Annotated in this window: 10 protein-coding genes, 1 tRNA gene and 2 pseudogenes; 12 read left to right on the forward strand and 1 reads right to left on the reverse strand. The window is 72.0% G+C overall.

The annotated features are described in order from the left end of the window. The first annotated feature begins 110 nt into the window (after window positions 1–110). The 7 genes and pseudogenes from AC2W7A_RS02965 to lepB all read left to right on the forward strand — a co-directional run bounded on the left by AC2W7A_RS02965 (window position 111) and on the right by lepB (window position 8,234). Window positions 111–1,084, forward strand: a pseudogene (locus tag AC2W7A_RS02965) (4-(cytidine 5'-diphospho)-2-C-methyl-D-erythritol kinase). Window positions 1,085–1,180: 96 nt separating this feature from the next. Beyond that, a complete protein-coding gene (locus tag AC2W7A_RS02970) occupies window positions 1,181–2,986 on the forward strand; it encodes an ABC-F family ATP-binding cassette domain-containing protein (protein WP_485990041.1) in 1,806 nt (601 codons plus the stop codon). A 1,136-nt stretch (window positions 2,987–4,122) separates the two neighbouring features. Continuing rightward, window positions 4,123–4,670: pseudogene (locus tag AC2W7A_RS02975) on the forward strand (sugar transferase). A 136-nt stretch (window positions 4,671–4,806) separates the two neighbouring features. After that, window positions 4,807–4,878 (forward strand) — tRNA-Gln (locus AC2W7A_RS02980). 56 nt (window positions 4,879–4,934) lie between these two features. Continuing rightward, window positions 4,935–6,404 carry a bifunctional UDP-N-acetylglucosamine diphosphorylase/glucosamine-1-phosphate N-acetyltransferase GlmU gene (gene glmU, locus AC2W7A_RS02985; protein ID WP_485990042.1) on the forward strand — a complete coding sequence of 490 codons (1,470 nt, stop codon included), beginning with the start codon at window positions 4,935–4,937 and terminating at the stop codon, window positions 6,402–6,404. Between the two features lie 86 nt (window positions 6,405–6,490). Beyond that, window positions 6,491–7,471 carry a ribose-phosphate diphosphokinase gene (locus tag AC2W7A_RS02990; RefSeq protein WP_485990043.1) on the forward strand — a complete coding sequence of 327 codons (981 nt, stop codon included), beginning with the start codon at window positions 6,491–6,493 and terminating at the stop codon, window positions 7,469–7,471. Window positions 7,472–7,475: 4 nt separating this feature from the next. Continuing rightward, entirely contained in the window at window positions 7,476–8,234 is a 759-nt protein-coding gene (gene lepB, locus AC2W7A_RS02995) for a signal peptidase I (RefSeq protein WP_485990044.1), read from the forward strand. Window positions 8,235–8,343: 109 nt separating this feature from the next. Here the strand turns inward: lepB and AC2W7A_RS03000 are convergent, their stop codons facing one another. Further along, window positions 8,344–9,414 (reverse strand): PqqD family protein, encoded by a 1,071-nt coding sequence (locus AC2W7A_RS03000; protein ID WP_485990045.1) that lies wholly within the window; start codon window positions 9,412–9,414, stop codon window positions 8,344–8,346. Between the two features lie 111 nt (window positions 9,415–9,525). Between AC2W7A_RS03000 and AC2W7A_RS03005 the strand changes: the two genes are divergently transcribed. Genes AC2W7A_RS03005 through AC2W7A_RS03025 form a run of 5 tightly spaced genes read left to right on the forward strand, consistent with a single transcriptional unit; the run spans window position 9,526 to window position 15,667 of the window. After that, entirely contained in the window at window positions 9,526–10,458 is a 933-nt protein-coding gene (locus AC2W7A_RS03005) for a glycosyltransferase family 2 protein (RefSeq protein WP_485990046.1), read from the forward strand. Beyond that, window positions 10,455–11,516 (forward strand): CgeB family protein, encoded by a 1,062-nt coding sequence (locus tag AC2W7A_RS03010; protein WP_485990047.1) that lies wholly within the window; start codon window positions 10,455–10,457, stop codon window positions 11,514–11,516. Before AC2W7A_RS03005 ends, AC2W7A_RS03010 begins: the two co-directional genes overlap by 4 nt. Continuing rightward, on the forward strand, window positions 11,513–12,655 hold the full coding sequence (locus tag AC2W7A_RS03015) for an RNA-binding protein (protein ID WP_485990048.1): 1,143 nt from the start codon (window positions 11,513–11,515) through the stop codon (window positions 12,653–12,655). The genes AC2W7A_RS03010 and AC2W7A_RS03015 overlap by 4 nt, the downstream gene beginning before the upstream one ends. Next, window positions 12,652–13,422: an acylneuraminate cytidylyltransferase family protein gene (locus tag AC2W7A_RS03020; RefSeq protein ID WP_485990049.1), complete on the forward strand. Its 771-nt coding sequence runs from the start codon at window positions 12,652–12,654 to the stop codon at window positions 13,420–13,422. The genes AC2W7A_RS03015 and AC2W7A_RS03020 overlap by 4 nt, the downstream gene beginning before the upstream one ends. A 1-nt stretch (window position 13,423) precedes the next feature. Continuing rightward, the gene (locus tag AC2W7A_RS03025; protein ID WP_485990050.1) at window positions 13,424–15,667 is read left to right on the forward strand and encodes an N-acetylneuraminate synthase family protein; all 2,244 of its coding nucleotides are present in this window, start codon (window positions 13,424–13,426) and stop codon (window positions 15,665–15,667) included. The last annotated feature ends 146 nt before the right edge of the window (window positions 15,668–15,813 follow it).

The following is a 15,813-nucleotide window of genomic DNA, read 5'->3' on the forward strand; positions in this document are numbered from 1 at the left end:
CGCGCCGCCGGGCGTCGACCCCCCGGGCCCCGAGGGGAGTCCCCATGGCGATCGAGGACTTCGCCCGCGTCGCCCCGCGCCCGCCGTGCCGAGACCGTCGAGGAGACCGCATGAACCCCCTCTCGCGTCAAGACGTGCACGAGGACGTCGCACGCCGCCATGTCACGGCCACCGCACCGGGGAAGGTGAACGTCTCCCTCCGTGTGGGCCCCCTGCGTCCGGACGGATACCACGACGTCGCCAGCGTGTACCTGGCCGTCTCCCTCACGGAGACGGTGACCGCCGTGGCCCGTGAGGACGGGGAGGTCACGGTCGGGCCCTGCCCCCGTCACGTCAGCCTCGTGGACGCCCATGACGTCCCCTGGGACGAGTCGAACCTCGCGCACCGTGCGGCCGTGCTGCTCCGTGAGCGCGCCGGGCTGGATCGAGACGCCCATGGTGTGGACCTCCAGGTGGCCAAGCAGGTGCCCGTGGCCGGCGGCATGGGCGGCGGCTCGGCGACGCGGCCGCCGCGCTCGTGGCCTGCTCGGCGCTGTGGAGCACCGGGCTCACCCGCTCGCAGCTCGCGGAGCTGGGAGCCGAGCTCGGCGCGGACGTGCCCTTCTCCGTGCTCGGGGGAGCGGCGGTGGGCCTGGGGACGGGGACCGAGCTGACCCCGGTGGCCGCCCGCAATCCGGTGCACCTCGTGGTGGTCCCCGCCGACGGCGGCCTCTCCACCCCGGTCGTGTTCGAGACCCTGGACCGGCTGAGGACCGAGGGCACGCTGGACGCGCCCGCCGCGGTAGAGGTCAACCAGGAGGTGGTGCGTGCGCTGGCGCTCGCCGACCCCCTGGCCCTGGCACTGGCCATGGACAACGATCTGCAGACCTCGGCGGTGACGCTGTTCCCGGACCTGTCCGACGTCCTCGACCTCGGCATGGACGAGGGGGCCCTTCGTGGGATGGTGTCCGGCTCCGGCCCCACGCTCCTGTTCGTGGCCCGTGACGAGCACGAGGCGGAGCGCCTGGCCACCGCCGTCAAGGAGCGGACCGGCATCGAGGCGATCGCCGTGCACGGCCCCGTGCACGGCGCCGGACTGCTCTGACATCCTGTGGGCCGGCGGCGCAGGCCGCACCCCACCTGACCTCACCACCGACCCCCTGACGTCCACCCGGACGCGGAAGGACTGGTACCACCCCTCATGGCACATCTGCTCGGCGCCGAGAACATCGGCATCTCCTTCGGCACCCGCACCGTCCTGGACGGGCTCTCGCTCGGCGTGGACGAGGGGGACCGCATCGGACTGGTCGGACGCAACGGAGACGGCAAGTCCACGCTGATGCGCATCATGGCCGGCCTGCAGGCACCGGATACGGGCCGGGTCACCCGGCGCGGAGGCGTCCGTGTGGGCGTGCTGGACCAGCGTGACGAGCTCGATCCCACGCACACTGTCAGGCAGGCCGTGGTGGGGGACGTGGACGACCACGTCTGGGCCTCGGAGCCCAGGATCCGGGACGTCTTCGACGGGCTCCTCGGCGGTCTGGACCTCGACCGCACCGTCGACGGGCTCTCCGGCGGCCAGCGGCGGCGCGTCGCGCTGGCCGCCCTGCTGGCGGACGACCACGACGTCCTCTTCCTGGACGAGCCCACGAACCATCTGGACGTGGAGGGCGTCGCCTGGCTCGCCCAGCACCTGAAGGGCCGCTGGCGCCCCACGGACGGCGGCCTCGTGGTGGTCACCCACGACCGCTGGTTCCTGGACACCGTCTGCACCCGCACCTGGGAGGTCCACGACGCCACCGTGGACCCCTTCGACGGCGGCTACGCGGCCTGGATCCTCGCCCGTGCCGAGCGGGCCCGGCAGGCGGCCGTGGCCGAGCAGAAGCGCCAGCAGCTGATGAAGAAGGAGCTCGCGTGGCTGCGCCGCGGCGCTCCCGCCCGCACCTCGAAGCCGAAGTTCCGCATCGAGGCGGCGAACGCGATCATCGCGGACGTGCCCGAGCCGCGTGACTCCGTGTCCCTGGCCAAGACCGCCACGGCCCGCCTCGGCAAGGACGTGCTGGACCTCGAGGACGTCTCGCTGTCCCTGGGGGAGAAGACGATCCTGGACCAGGTCACCCTCCGGCTGGCGCCGGGCGAACGGCTGGGGATCGTCGGTGTCAACGGTGCCGGCAAGTCCACCCTCCTCAAGCTCCTGGACGGCCGTATCCAGCCGGACGCCGGACGCGTCAGGCGAGGCAAGACCGTGGTCACCGCCACCCTCACCCAGGATGTGCACGAGTTGGACGAGGTCTCCCACCTCCGGGTCGCCGAGGTGATGGCGCGTGAGGGCTCCAGCTTCCAGGTGGGGGACAGGGAGATGTCCTCCGGTCAGCTGCTCGAGCAGCTCGGCTTCGGCACGGACCGCCAGTGGACGCCGGTGGCCGAGCTCTCCGGAGGCGAGCGGCGCCGGCTCCAGCTGCTCCGCCTGCTCGTGGGTGAGCCCAACGTGCTCTTCCTGGACGAGCCCACCAATGACCTGGACACGGACACCCTGGCGGCCGTCGAGGACCTCCTGGACGGGTGGCCGGGCACGCTCGTCGTCGTCTCGCATGACCGCTACCTGCTCGAGCGGGTGACGGACCACCAGGTGGCCCTGCTCGGCGACGGCGGCGTGCGTGGGCTGCCCGGTGGGGTGGACCAGTACCTCGAGCTGCGCGCGGCCATGCCGGCGGAGCGGGCACCGGACTCCGTGCGCACGGCGGCCCCGTCCGCCGGTGCCGAATCGGCGCCTGCGGGCCCGTCCCCGGCCCAGCGGCGGCAGGCCCGCAAGGACATGGCCCGGCTGGAGCGCCAGCAGGACCGGCTCCGGGAGCGTGCCTCCGCCCTCGAGGCGAGTCTCGCCGAGCTCAGCGATGCGCAGCGCTTCGGCGAGCTCGGCCCGGTCAACACCGAGCTTCAGCAGGTGAACACTGAGCTGGAGGCGGTGGAGGAGGAGTGGCTCGCGGCCGCCGAGCTCGCCGAATGAGGCCCTCGGTTCCGCATCCCACCTGCAGATGAGATGCGGAACACAGATTCTTCACATAGCCTTCTTCGCATAGCCTTGAATCCTCGTCGCGGCTTACAATCCGTGACGTATGAGAAAAGCCTGGGAGCGTCGGTCCGCATGGCCCTCGCCCCTCGGCTCCCGCGGCAGCGAGCAAGAGGACGAACGTGGCCACCATCCTGGAGACGCCGGCGGCACATGCCCGACCGGCACGGCCCCCGGAGCCGGAGGGCGAGCATCTGCTCGGCACCTCCTGGCACCGAGGCATCCCGCGCCTGCTCACCCTGGTGGACGCCGTCCTGATCCTCGTCTCGATAGTCTTCGCGGAGCTCGTCCGCTTCGGCCGGCTCGGTGAGCACATCCCCGGCACCGTCCTGCTGAACTACACCCTGCTCTCGGTGATCCTGGCGGTGGGCTGGGGCGTCACCCTCGCGTTCGTCGGCTCCCGGGACATCAGGGTCTTCGGGGTGGGGGCGGACGAGTACAAGCGCGTCATCAAGGGCACCCTGTACTTCTTCGGCCTCGTGGCCATCATCTCCTACGCCATCGCACTGGAGACGGCGCGCGGCTACGTGGCCGTCGCCCTTCCGGTCGGCCTGCTGGCCGTCCTCTGCGGCCGCTTCGTGGTGCGCACCTGGGTCGCCCGTTCCCGTGCCCGTGGCCGGTTCCGCCGTCGCATGCTGCTGGTGGGCGGCCCGGGAGCCGTGGCCCACGTGCACGACGCCCTCGTCTCCGAGGCCGGTGCCGGCTATGAGCCGGTGGCGGCGATCATGCCGGGCTACCGCTCCCGTGGCGATGACGTCCTGCCGATCCCGTGCCGCACGGACCTGAGCACCATCGAGGAGATCGTGGACTTCGCGGTGGAGAACCACGTGGAGGCCATCACCCTCACCTCCGGCGACCCGTTCCCGCCGCGGGACCTGCGCCGGCTCGGCTGGGAGCTGCAGGAACGCGGCATCACCCTGATCATGGCGCCGGCCCTCGTGGACGTCGCCGGCCCCCGCATCCACATGCAGCCGCTGGCCGGCCTGCCGCTGATCCACGTGAGCACCCCGCGCCTGTCCCGGGGCAAGGCGTTCTCCAAGCGGATGTTCGACGTGGTCGCCTCCGGCCTCGGCATGATCCTGATCTCGCCGCTGCTGCTCGGCGTCGCGCTCGCGATCCGCCTGGACAGCCCCGGGCCCATCCTCTTCCGGCAGGAGCGCATCGGCCTGCACGGCAGGCCCTTCACCATGCTCAAGTTCCGCTCGATGGTGCCGGACGCGGAGAAGATCAGGGCCGCGCTCACCTCCGACGCCGGGGACGAGAACGTCCTGTTCAAGATGAAGGACGATCCGCGCATCACCAAGGTGGGGCGCTTCATCCGGCGCACGAGCATCGACGAGCTGCCCCAGCTCATCAACGTCCTGCGCGGGACATGTCCCTGGTGGGGCCCCGGCCGCACCTGCCCCATGAGGTGGAGCAGTACGAGGACTACATCCACCGCCGGTTCCAGGTGCAGCCCGGCATCACCGGCCTGTGGCAGGTCTCCGGCCGTTCCAACCTCTCCTGGGAGGACGCGGTCCGCCTGGACCTGAACTACGTGGAGAACTGGTCCCTCCTCGGGGACATCGTCATCCTGGGCCGCACCGTCCGCGCCGTCACGGCCGCCGACGGCGCCTACTGACCTCGGCGCCCCCGGTCCGGGCACCGGACCCCGCCCTCCCGGCCGCCTCCTCCCTCCGCCCGGTCCGGGCACTCCGCCCGGTGGCCGGGGCGGAGCCGTGATGGAAGAGTGACGAGCGCGCGCGCGCGTGCGACGGTCCGCCCTGGTGTAATGGCAGCACGCCGGTCTTTGGAGCCGTGCAGTCTAGGTTCGAATCCTAGGGGCGGAACACGGTCCCGTCCGCCGGGGCCCACCCTCGACCGCCACCCCAGGAGGAGCGCAGGAATGTCCGAGACCACCGCCCCCCGCCCGTCCGCCGTGATCGTGCTGGCCGCCGGCCAGGGCACGCGCATGAAGTCCACCACCCCCAAGGTGATGCACCGCATCGGCGGCCGTTCCCTGGTGGGCCATGCCCTCCACGCCGCGGCGTCGCTGGACCCCGAGCACCTCGTGGCCGTGGTCCGTCATGAGCGGGACAGGGTGGCCGCCCACATCGAGGAGCAGCTGCCGGACATCGTGATCGCGGACCAGGACGAGGTCCCGGGCACGGGCCGGGCCGTGGAGCTCGGCCTCGAGGCGGTCCCGGCGGACACCGAGGGCACGGTGGTGGTCACCTACGGCGACGTCCCGCTGCTCACTCCGCAGACCCTCGCGGACCTCGTCTCCACCCACGAGCGGGACGGCAACGCCGTCACCGTGCTGACCGCCACCCTGGAGGACCCCACCGGTTACGGCCGCATCGTTCGTGACGCCGAGGGCCTCGTCGAGCGCATCATGGAGCACAAGGACGCCCTGGCCCACGCTGAGGCCACCGGAGACTCCTCCTTCGTGGAGATCGCCGAGGTCAACTCCGGCATCTACGCCTTCGACGCCGCCCTGCTGCGCCGCACCCTGCCGTCCCTGTCCACGGACAACGTCCAGGGCGAGAAGTACCTCACGGACGTGCTCGGCCTGGCCCGTGCCGAGGGCGGCCGCGTCGCCTCCGTCGGCACGGACGACGTCTGGGAGGTCGAGGGCGCCAACGACCGTCGCCAGCTCTCGGACCTGGGCCGGCAGCTCAACGACCGCGTGCTGCGCCGCTGGATGAAGGAGGGCGTCACGGTGATCGACCCGTCCTCCACCTGGGTGGACGTCACCGTCCAGCTCTCCAACGACGTGACCCTCAAGCCCGGCACCCAGCTGCACGGGACCACCACGGTGGGCAGGGACGCGGTCGTCGGCCCGGACACCACCCTGACGGACACCGAGGTCGGCGAGGGCGCCACCGTCAAGCGCACGGACGCCACGGGTGCCGTGATCGGCGCGCACGCCACGGTCGGCCCGTTCACCTACCTGCGCCCGGGCACCGTGCTGGGCGAGGACGGCAAGATCGGCGCGTTCTATGAGACCAAGAACGTGACGGTGGGCCGCGGCTCCAAGCTGTCCCACCTCGGCTACGCCGGGGACGCGGAGATCGGCGAGCACACCAACATCGGCTGCGGCAACATCACCGCCAACTACGACGGCGTGAACAAGCACCGCACCACCATCGGCTCGCACGTGCGCACCGGGTCCAACACCGTCTTCACCGCCCCGGTGACGGTCGGGGACGGCGCCTACACCGGGGCCGGAGCGGTGGTCCGTGAGGACGTCCCGGCCGGCGCCCTCGCCCTGAACCGGGTGGAGCAGCGCACCATCGACGGCTGGGTCGTGGCGAAGCGCCCGGGCACCGGCTCGGCGGAGGCCGCGCAGGCCGCGGGCACGGACCGCGGCTGAGGTCACGGGCAGACCAGGACTAGGATGGCTCCGGGCCGACACAGAAGGCCCGGAGCCGCAGATCGCGAGAGAGCAGGGGAGCGAGAATGACGGAACTGAGCCGCAGCGAGGACAAGCGACTGGTGCTGGCCGCCGGCCGGGCGCATCCGGAGCTGGCCACGGAGATCGCGGAGGAGCTCGGCACCGAGCTGCTGCCGATGAGCGCCTATGACTTCGCCAACGGTGAGATCTACGTCCGTTCGGGCGAGTCCGTCCGCGGCAAGGACGTGTTCGTCATCCAGTCCCACCCTGCTCCGCTGAACAACCACCTCATGGAGCAGCTCATCATGATCGACTCCATGAAGCGTGCCTCGGCCCGCCGCATCACCGTGGTCTCCCCGTTCTACCCGTACGCGCGCCAGGACAAGAAGGGCCGCGGACGCGAGCCGATCTCGGCCCGCCTGATCTCGGACCTCTACCTGGCCGCGGGTGCGTCCCGCATCATGTCCGTGGATCTGCACACCGCGCAGATCCAGGGCTTCTTCGACGGCCCGGTGGACCACCTGTTCGCCATCCCGCTGCTCGCGGACTACATCCGCACCCGCCTGGAGGGCGAGGAGATCACCGTGGTCTCCCCGGACACCGGCCGGGTGCGCGTGGCCGAGCAGTGGGCGGACCGCCTGGGCGGCGTGCCGCTGGCGTTCGTGCACAAGTCCCGTGACCTCACCGTCCCGAACCAGGCGGAGTCCAAGACCGTGGTCGGAGACATCGAGGGCCGCGTCTGCGTGCTGATCGACGACATGATCGACACCGGCGGCACCATCGCCGGCGCGGTGCGCGTCCTCAAGGAGGCCGGCGCCAAGGACGTCATCATCGCCGCCACCCACGCCGTCTTCTCGGACCCGGCCGCCCAGCGCCTGGGCGAGTGCGGTGCCCGCGAGGTGGTGGTCACCAACACCCTGCCGATCCCGGAGGAGAAGCGTTTCGAGAACCTCACCGTGCTCTCGATCGCCCCGTTGATCGCCCGCGCGATCCGCGAGGTCTTCGAGGACGGCTCGGTCACCAGCCTCTTCGACGGCGACGCCTGATCCCATGGGCAGCACCGCAGCCCGGCAGGACGGTCCGGACGCCGTGTCCGCGCAGCAGGGCCACCCGGGCCGGCGGCGTCGCCAGCTGCCGTTCCTGGTCTCCGTCCTGCTCAACGTGCTCGTGGCCCTGGCCGTGGTGGCCGTGGTCCAGGCGTTCCTGGTCAAGGTCTACTCCGTGCCCTCGGGCTCCATGGAGAACACGCTGAACGTGGGGGACCGGATGCTCGTCAACCGGCTCGCCTACGGCGGCGACGCCACCCCGGAGCGCCAGGACGTGGTCGTCTTCAACGGAGACGAGAACTGGGCGCCGCCGCTGGAGGACTCCGGTCCGCTGGAGACCGCGGTGCGCACGTTCGGCGACGTCACGGGCATCGGAGTCTCCCATGACCAGGCGCTCGTGAAGCGCGTGATCGGGCGCGGAGGCGAGACCGTGGAGTGTTGCACGGACTCCGGCCAGGTCACCGTGGACGGGCAGCCGCTGGAGGAGCCCTACGTCTTCCAGGACCTGCCCTATGCCAAGGACGAGCTGGACTGCTCCAGCGAGCCGCGCTCCCAGCGGTGCTTCGGGCCGATCTCCGTCCCGGAGGGCAAGGTCCTGGCGATCGGCGACCACCGGTCGAACTCCGCGGACTCGGTGATCGGCTGCCGGGGCCTGACCGCGGAGGAGGCCGGTCCGGACTGTGCGCGCTTCGTGGACGAGGAGGACGTGGTCGGCGAGGTCTTCGTGACCATCTGGCCTCCGGCCCACTGGTCCACCCCCTGACGCGCCCGGGCCGTCCTGGAGCCCGCCTCCCGACGACGGCCGCTCGCCTCCGGCACGAAGGCCCCCGCCTCTCCAGGCGGGGGCCTTCGTCGTCCTGCCGGGCAGGGGCTCAGTGCTGGAGCAGGCCGCGGTCGGCGAGGTCCGTGAGCGCACGGGCGACGATCTGCTCGGCGTCCTCGGGGACCGTCCCCTCGGCGGCGATCGCCTCCACCAGTTCTGCGGGGGTGCGGGCCACGTCCAGGTTGAACCAGAGCGCGGCGCCGAGGCCGCTGAGGACGGTCAGCTCGGTGCCGCGCAGGAGCATGAGGCGCCCGTCCGCAGTGAGCACGCCGTCGTCCGCGTCGGTGCGGGAGCGGGCGTCGGGCTCCCCGGGCACGGAGGCGGTGAGCTCGTCCGGCGTCAGCGGGTCCCAGGCGCGCTCCAGCGGCAGCGCCGGGTCCGTCAGGAGGGACCGGACCACCGGCAGCAGGTCCTCGGCCTCGCGGTAGACCAGCCGGACCGCGCCGCCAAGTCGGTCCAGCACATCGCAGAGGGCCGCGAGCCCGCGGGGGAGGCGTCCGAGGGAGGAGGACTGCGGGGCGAGTTCGGAGACGGCGTCCACGAGGTCCATCGGCTCGGCGCGCGCGGTGACCGGCTCGTTCCCGTCGCGGACGCGGTCCAGCACCGCGACGGCCGCCAGCTGGCCCTCGGCCAGGGTGGGGCCGAGCCCGAGCTCGTCCGGTCCGTGCTGCACCTTGGGGCGGCGGCCGGAGGGGCCGTAGAGGGAGAGCGGCTTGGCGTACGGCGTGATGGCCAGGGTGTCCGGGTCCACGATCAGCGTCTCGTCCGTCAGGTAGGACAGATGGCGGCCGAGCGTGCGGGTGGCCGTGGACTTGCCGGTGCCGGAGGCCGCGGCCATCGCGAGGGCGCGTCCGTTCTCCGGCAGGGCGAGTGCGGCGGCGTGGAGCATGATGTGGGTGCCCCGTCCGGAGGCGATCGCCGCCTTGGTGGTGGCGTACACAAGGCGTTCGTGGAAGGCAGCCCAGCGCGTGGAGTCACGGACGAGCCCGGCCTCGTCCGGCGCGCGGCCGGAGAGCTGTCGCGGATCGCAGCGGGACCAGCACCGGGTCACTTCGTCCCGTTCCTCGTCCGTGAGTCCGGCCACGTCGAGATGGCCTCGGCCGGTGGTGAGGCGCAGCATCTATGACTCCTGTCTCCTCGCACCTGCCGTGGCCGTTGGGGCATCATGCAGGGTATAGATTTCTGATCAGCAACGTACCAAAATTCCCCTGTCCAGGCTGGAGGAGTTCCCATGGCAGCTGACCGTCCGCGCGCCGGCACCGTCACCGCCGTCGTGCCGCACTACGGCGATCCCGAACCCACGCTGGAGCTGGTCCGAGCCCTGCAGGAACGCCCGGGGGAGGCGCTGGCGCACATCGTGGTCAGCGACGACTGCTCGCCGCAGCCCTTCCCGGAACAGCTCCCCGCCGGCCCCGTGCCCACCACCGTGGTCCGCCGCACGCAGAACGGCGGCTTCGGCGCGAACGTGAACTCCGCCCTGGACGCCGTGGACACCCCGCTGGCCCTGGTCCTGAACTCGGACGTGGAGATCACCGGGACGGACATCGACGCCCTGGTGACGGCCTCCGCCCCCTACCAGCCCGCCGTGACGAGCCCGCAGGTGGTGCACCTGGACGGCTCCCCGCAGTACTCGGGGCGTCACTTCCCCACGGTCCTGCACCAGGGCGTGGAATGGCTGTCCCCCCTGGCCCGCTTCCGCCACCGGCGGGCGCTGCACGAGCTGGTGGGCCATGACATGCGCGCCGTGGAGGCCGAGTCCCCCGTCTCCGTGGACTGGGTCATGGGCGCGGTGATGCTGCTGCCGATGGAGCAGGTGCGCGCCGTCGGCGGCCTGGACGAGTCCTACTTCATGAACAGCGAGGAGGTGGACCTGCAGCTGCGCCTGCGCCGGCGCGGGATCCCCTCCCTCGTGATCCCCTCGGTGCGTGTGCCCCACGTGGGCGGTGCCTCTTCGGACCCGCTGCGCCGACGGGCCTGGCTCGTGGACTCCCGCTACCGCTACGCCCGGAAATGGGGGCACCCCCGCGCCCTGAAGGCGGCGCTCACGGTCGCCACCGGCGTCAACTTCGCCGTGAACTCCGTGCGTCAGCGGCTCGGCACGGACGTGGATGCCCGGCAGGTCTTCCGGGTCGAGATGTCCCTGGTGCGGGGTGGCGGCCGATGAGCGCCTCGCGCGTCTATCGGATCCCGGCCTCCGGTGTGCCCGAGGGTCGCAGCCCCGAGCGGCTGCTGCTCGTCTCTCCGGCGTTCCACGGCTACCACCGCTCGATCGCCGCCGCCTGGGCACAGCAGGGCCTCGACGTCCACGTCCACTGCTATGACGACTACGCGACGCTCGGGATGAAGCTGCGGAACAAGGGCCTGATCGAGCTGCCCCAGAAGGCCGGCCTGGACCGCACCGCCGCGCGGGTGGCCTGGGACACCCAGCGTGCCGTCGCCGCCGTCCGCGAGGTGCGCCCCCAACGGGTTCTCGTGATCAAGGGCGACTCGCTCGGCGACGACTTCTGGACCGAGGTCCACGGCCTGCAGGTGCCCGTGATGCTCTGGCTCTACGACGACCTCCACCGCCACGACTACACGGTGGACTTCCTCCGGCAGGTCGGCCCGGTGCTCAGCTACGCGCGGTCCGAGGCCCAGGACCTGGCGGCGCAGGGCGTGGACGCCCACTACCTGCCGAACGGGTTCGACCCGGAGATGCCGCTGCCGGAGGTGCCGCGCTCTGATGAGCTCGTGTTCGTGGGCTCCCGCTACCCCAACCGGGTCGAGCTGCTGGAGCGCCTGCACGCCGCCGGCGTCCCGGTGCGTGCCTACGGCCGGCAGTGGAGCCACCACCCTGTGGACCGCCTGCGCACCTGGGAGCTGCGGCGTCCCGAGCTCCCCGCCGAACGGGACATCCCGCTGGCCGAGGCCTACGCCGTCCAGGCGGCCGCCGCCGGGGCCATCAACATCCACGGCCTCCAGGCCGGCCACGCCATGCGCACCTTCGAGGTCCCCGGCATGGGCGGACTCCAGCTGGTGGACCGTGACGACGTCTCCGAGTTCTACGAGCCCGGCCGCGAGGTCCTCGTCTTCCACAGCGCGGACGAGCTCGCGGAGCTCGGCCGCCGCATCGTGGCCGAGCCCTCCTGGGGAGCCTCCATCCGCGATGCCGGCCGCCGGCGCGCCCACGCCGAGCATACGTTCGCCCACCGGGCCCGGATCGCCCAGGAGTGGTGGGCATGAGCATCCACGCAGACCGCACCACGCCCCTGTTCTGGCGTCCCGAGCAGCTGGAGGAGTGGTCCTCCTGGCAGTGCCGCCAGTGGCCCGCCTCCCGCCGGGCCGTGGACCGGGCGCGCCAGGTCACGCGCCGGCTGCGCGGACGGAAGGACGGCACCGGCCTGGAGATCGCCTCGCCGCGGGGTCCCGTGCACACCCTGGTGGCACTCGAGTCCACCGGCCCCACCCAGGTGGCGGCGCTCGCCGAGCCGCTGCGTGCCCTGGCCGAACAGGTGGAGCACGAGGTCCTCGAGGGCGTCGCCTGGGTCCTGCCCGCCGGAGCGGACGCGGTCGGCCTGCCCGGAGCCGCGCTGCACCGCATCGCCCCGCTGGAGGGACAGGCCTGCCCCGAGCACCTGCGCGAGCTCACCCAGGTGCTGGTGGCGGGGGAGTACCTGCCCGCCGGCCGCGCCGCCGTGCGCTGGGCCCGCGAGCAGGGGGCTCGCGTGAACGTGGTCCAGCACGGACTGCTGGCCGTCTCCACCCCGCCCGTCCCGGCGGACTGCCGCCTCTTCGCCTTCTCCGAGCGGGACGCCTCCTGGTGGACCCAGTCCCGCACCGACGTCGAGGTCGTGGACGCCGGCTCCGCCCTGCTGTGGAACGCCGGCCGGCAGGCCGAGGCGGGCGGACCGGCCGAGGCGGGTGCCGTCGTCGGGAACGAGGGCCCCGGGGTGTTCCTCGGACAGCTGCACGGGGCCGAGCTGCCCCGGGCCGACTTCGCCGCCGCCGCGGCGCAGTACATCCACGCCACCGGCGCCGTCTACCGCCCCCACCCGGCGGAGCGGGACCGGCTGTCCGTGGCCCAGCATGAGAAGTGGCGCGCCCAGGGCATCACCGTGGACGGCTCCGGACCGCTGACGGCCACCACCGGGCCCGTGGCGGCGGTGTTCTCCACGGGCGTGCTGGAGGCCGCCCAGACCGGACGCCCGGCCTACGTGGTCCATCCCGAGCCCCCGGCCTGGCTGGAGGACTTCTGGGACCGCTACTCCATGTCCCGGTGGCGCCCGTGGCGCACGCCCGAGCCCACCCCGGCGTTCGCCATGCCGCACGGCGACCCGGCCCATGTGATCGCGCGGCACCTGAAGAAGGAGATCGGCGCGTGAGCATCCTCTGCGTCATCCCGGTCCGCGGCGGATCCCGCGGCCTGCCGGGCAAGAACATCCGCCTCCTCGGCGGCCGGCCGCTCGTGGCCTGGACCATCGAGGCGGCGCTGAGCGCCCAGGCGGACCTGCGCGTGGTCGTGTGCACGGACTCCGAGGAGATCGCCGAGGTCGCCCGCCAGTACGGCGCCGAGGTCCCGGGGCTGCGCCCGGTCGAGCTCGCCCAGGACACCACCCCCACCGAGCCGGTGGTGGAGTACCGGCTCACGCAGGAGCGCGAGGCCGGCCGTGAACCGGAGGGCGTCATGCTGCTGCAGGCCACCAGTCCGCTGCGGCTGCCCGGCACCCTGGACCGCGCCGTGGACCAGTTCCTGGCCACCGGCGTGGACTCCCTCGTGGGCGTGGTCCCCGTATCCCCGTTCCTGTGGCGCCACGGAGCCACGGAGGAGGACGCGCCGATCGCCGACTTCGACGTGGACCACCGCAAGCGGCGCCAGGACATGGGCCGCCGCGACTTCCGGTTCCGCGAGAACGGCTCGCTGTACATCACTAAGCCGTGGCTCTACGACGAGCGCCACAACCGCCTCGGCGGGAGGATCGGGCTCTTCGAGCTCGACGACCTCGAGGGCGTGGACATCGACACCGAGCTGGACTTCGCCCTGGCCGAGCAGCAGATGGACCAGTACCTGGCCGTCCAGCAGCACCTGGCCCGCCACCCGGACCTGACCTCCCCGCACCGCAGCCGACCGCACAGCACCCCCGGAGCCTGACGTGATCATCGAACGCCGTCTCACCCCCTACCTCGTCTTCCCCGAGGACTCCCTGCTCGTCGCCCTGCGCAAGATGACGGACAACCGCGACCGCATCGTGTTCGTGGTGGACTCCCACGGCTTCCTCGCCGGCTCCCTCTCCGACGGAGACGTGCGCCGGTGGCTGCTGGAGAACCCGGAGGCCGCCCTGGACATCCCGGCGTCCGAGGTGGCGCACACCTCCCCGGCCACCGCGCCCATGGGGGCCTCCAACGAGGAGATCCGCCAGGCCCTGCCCGCCGGCGCCAACCATCTGCCGCTGCTGGACGAGCGCGGCCGACTCGCCGCGATCGCCGTGAACCGGGAGGCGGAGCTGAAGATCGGCGACCACCGCATCGGCGAGGACCACCGGGCCTTCCTCATCGCGGAGATCGGCAACAACCACCAGGGCGACGTGGACTTCGCCAAGCGCCTGGTGGACCTGGCCGTGGAGGCCGGCGCCGATGCCGTGAAGTTCCAGCTGCGGGACATGGACGCGCTGTACCGCCAGTCCGGTGCCGCCAGCGCCGGCGAGGACCTGGGCGCCCAGCGCACCCTGGACGAGCTGGCGAAGTTCTCCCTGGACGCGCAGCAGATGATCTCCGTGTTCGACCACGTGCGGGACGCCGGGGTGGCCCTGATGTGCACCCCCTGGGACGCCCCCTCCATGAAGGTGCTGGCGGACTACGGGATCGACGGCGTCAAGATCGCCTCCGCCGACCTGACCAACCACGGCCTGCTGCGGGAGGCCGCGGCCTCCGGGATCCCCATGGTGCTCTCCACCGGCATGTCCCGGGAGGAGGAGATCCGCGAGTCCGCCGCCCTGGTCCGCGGCCTGGGCGTTCCCTTCGCCATGCTCCACGCCCAGTCCACCTACCCGGCCCCGTTCAAGGACGTGAACCTGGCGTACCTGGACCGGCTGGCCGAGATCGCCCAGACGCCGGTGGGCTACTCCGGTCATGAGCGCGGCTTCCATGTGCCGGTGGCCGCGGTGGCCCGGGGTGCGCGGATCATCGAGAAGCACTTCACCACGGACCGCTCCCTGGAGGGCAACGACCACAAGGTCTCCCTGCTGCCCGAGGAGTTCGCGCAGATGGTGCAGCAGATCCGCGAGGTGGAGGACTCCATCGGTGCGGCCGGAGAGCGTATGGTCTCCACCGGCGAGGCGATGAACCGCATCAACCTGGCCAAGTCCCTGGTGGCCGCACGCCCGCTCTCCGCCGGTGACACGGTCACGGAACAGGACGTGACCGTGAAGTCCCCGGGCCGCGGCCTGCAGCCCAACGAGCTGCCGCGCCTGGTCGGCCGCACCCTGCACCGCGACCTGGCCGAGGGGGACTTCTTCTTCGCGGGCGACCTCACGGACACGGTGCCGACCGGGCGCCAGTTTCAGTTCCGGCGCCCCTGGGGCCTGCCGGTGCGCTACCACGACTTCGCCGCACTCACGAAGGACTGCACCCCGGACTTCCTGGAGTTCCACTTCTCCTACAAGGACCTCGAGATCGACATCGACTCGGTGTTCACCGAGCCCATGCCGATGGGCTTCACCACCCACCTGCCGGACATCTTCTCCGGCGACTTCCTCGTGGACCTGGCCAGCGACGACGACGCCGTGTGGGAGCGCTCGATCGCCGAGGTGCAGCGCACGATCGACATCACCCGGGACCTGAAGCGCTGGTTCCCGTCCGAGGAGGCGCCCATCATGGTCATCACCATGGGCGGGTTCACCCTGGACCGGCACATCCGCCCGGAGGAGCGGCTGCCGAAGTACGAGCGCATCGCCGAGGCCGTGAAGCGCCTGGACACCTCCGGCACCCGGATCGCCGCGCAGACGCTGCCGCCGTTCCCGTGGCTGATGGGCGGGCAGCAGTACCACAACCTCTTCATGGACCCGGACGACACCGTGGCGTTCGTGGAGGCCACGGGGGTGCCTCTGTGCCTGGACATCTCCCACTCCAAGCTCTCGTCCACGTTCCTGGGGATCCCCTTCTCGGAGATGGTGGAGAAGCTGGCCCCGCACACCATTCACCTGCACCTCGTGGACGCCACCGGTGTGGACGGGGAGGGGCCGCAGATCGGGGAGGGTGACGTGGACTGGCCCGTGCTGTGCGAGCAACTGGACCGCCTGGCCCCCGGGGTGAGCTTCATCCCGGAGATCTGGCAGGGCCACATCAACAACGGCGAGGGCTTCTGGACGGCCCTGGACCGCTTGGAGCAGTGGCTGTGATCCCGGCGGCGGCGACGGCCACCCCGGCCCCGCTGACGCTCTGGGTGGTGCCCGTCGCCGACCTCGGCGGCGTGGCCCGGCACGTCCTCGACGTCGCGCGCGTGGGCCTGCCCGGGCTGCGTCTGGCGGTGCTCTGCCCCGAGGGT

This window comes from Micrococcus sp. LASM2_SD2 (genome assembly GCF_057364565.1).

Bases quoted from the DNA above. Each gene is read 5' to 3' on its own strand.
- AC2W7A_RS02970 (WP_485990041.1), top strand. From the start codon at position 1,181: ATGGCACATCTGCTCGGCGCCGAGAACATCGGCATCTCCTTCGGCACC.
- glmU (WP_485990042.1), top strand. From the start codon at position 4,935: ATGTCCGAGACCACCGCCCCCCGCCCGTCCGCCGTGATCGTGCTGGCC.
- AC2W7A_RS02990 (WP_485990043.1), top strand. From the start codon at position 6,491: ATGACGGAACTGAGCCGCAGCGAGGACAAGCGACTGGTGCTGGCCGCC.
- lepB (WP_485990044.1), top strand. From the start codon at position 7,476: ATGGGCAGCACCGCAGCCCGGCAGGACGGTCCGGACGCCGTGTCCGCG.
- AC2W7A_RS03000 (WP_485990045.1), bottom strand. From the start codon at position 9,414: ATGCTGCGCCTCACCACCGGCCGAGGCCATCTCGACGTGGCCGGACTC.
- AC2W7A_RS03005 (WP_485990046.1), top strand. From the start codon at position 9,526: ATGGCAGCTGACCGTCCGCGCGCCGGCACCGTCACCGCCGTCGTGCCG.
- AC2W7A_RS03010 (WP_485990047.1), top strand. From the start codon at position 10,455: ATGAGCGCCTCGCGCGTCTATCGGATCCCGGCCTCCGGTGTGCCCGAG.
- AC2W7A_RS03015 (WP_485990048.1), top strand. From the start codon at position 11,513: ATGAGCATCCACGCAGACCGCACCACGCCCCTGTTCTGGCGTCCCGAG.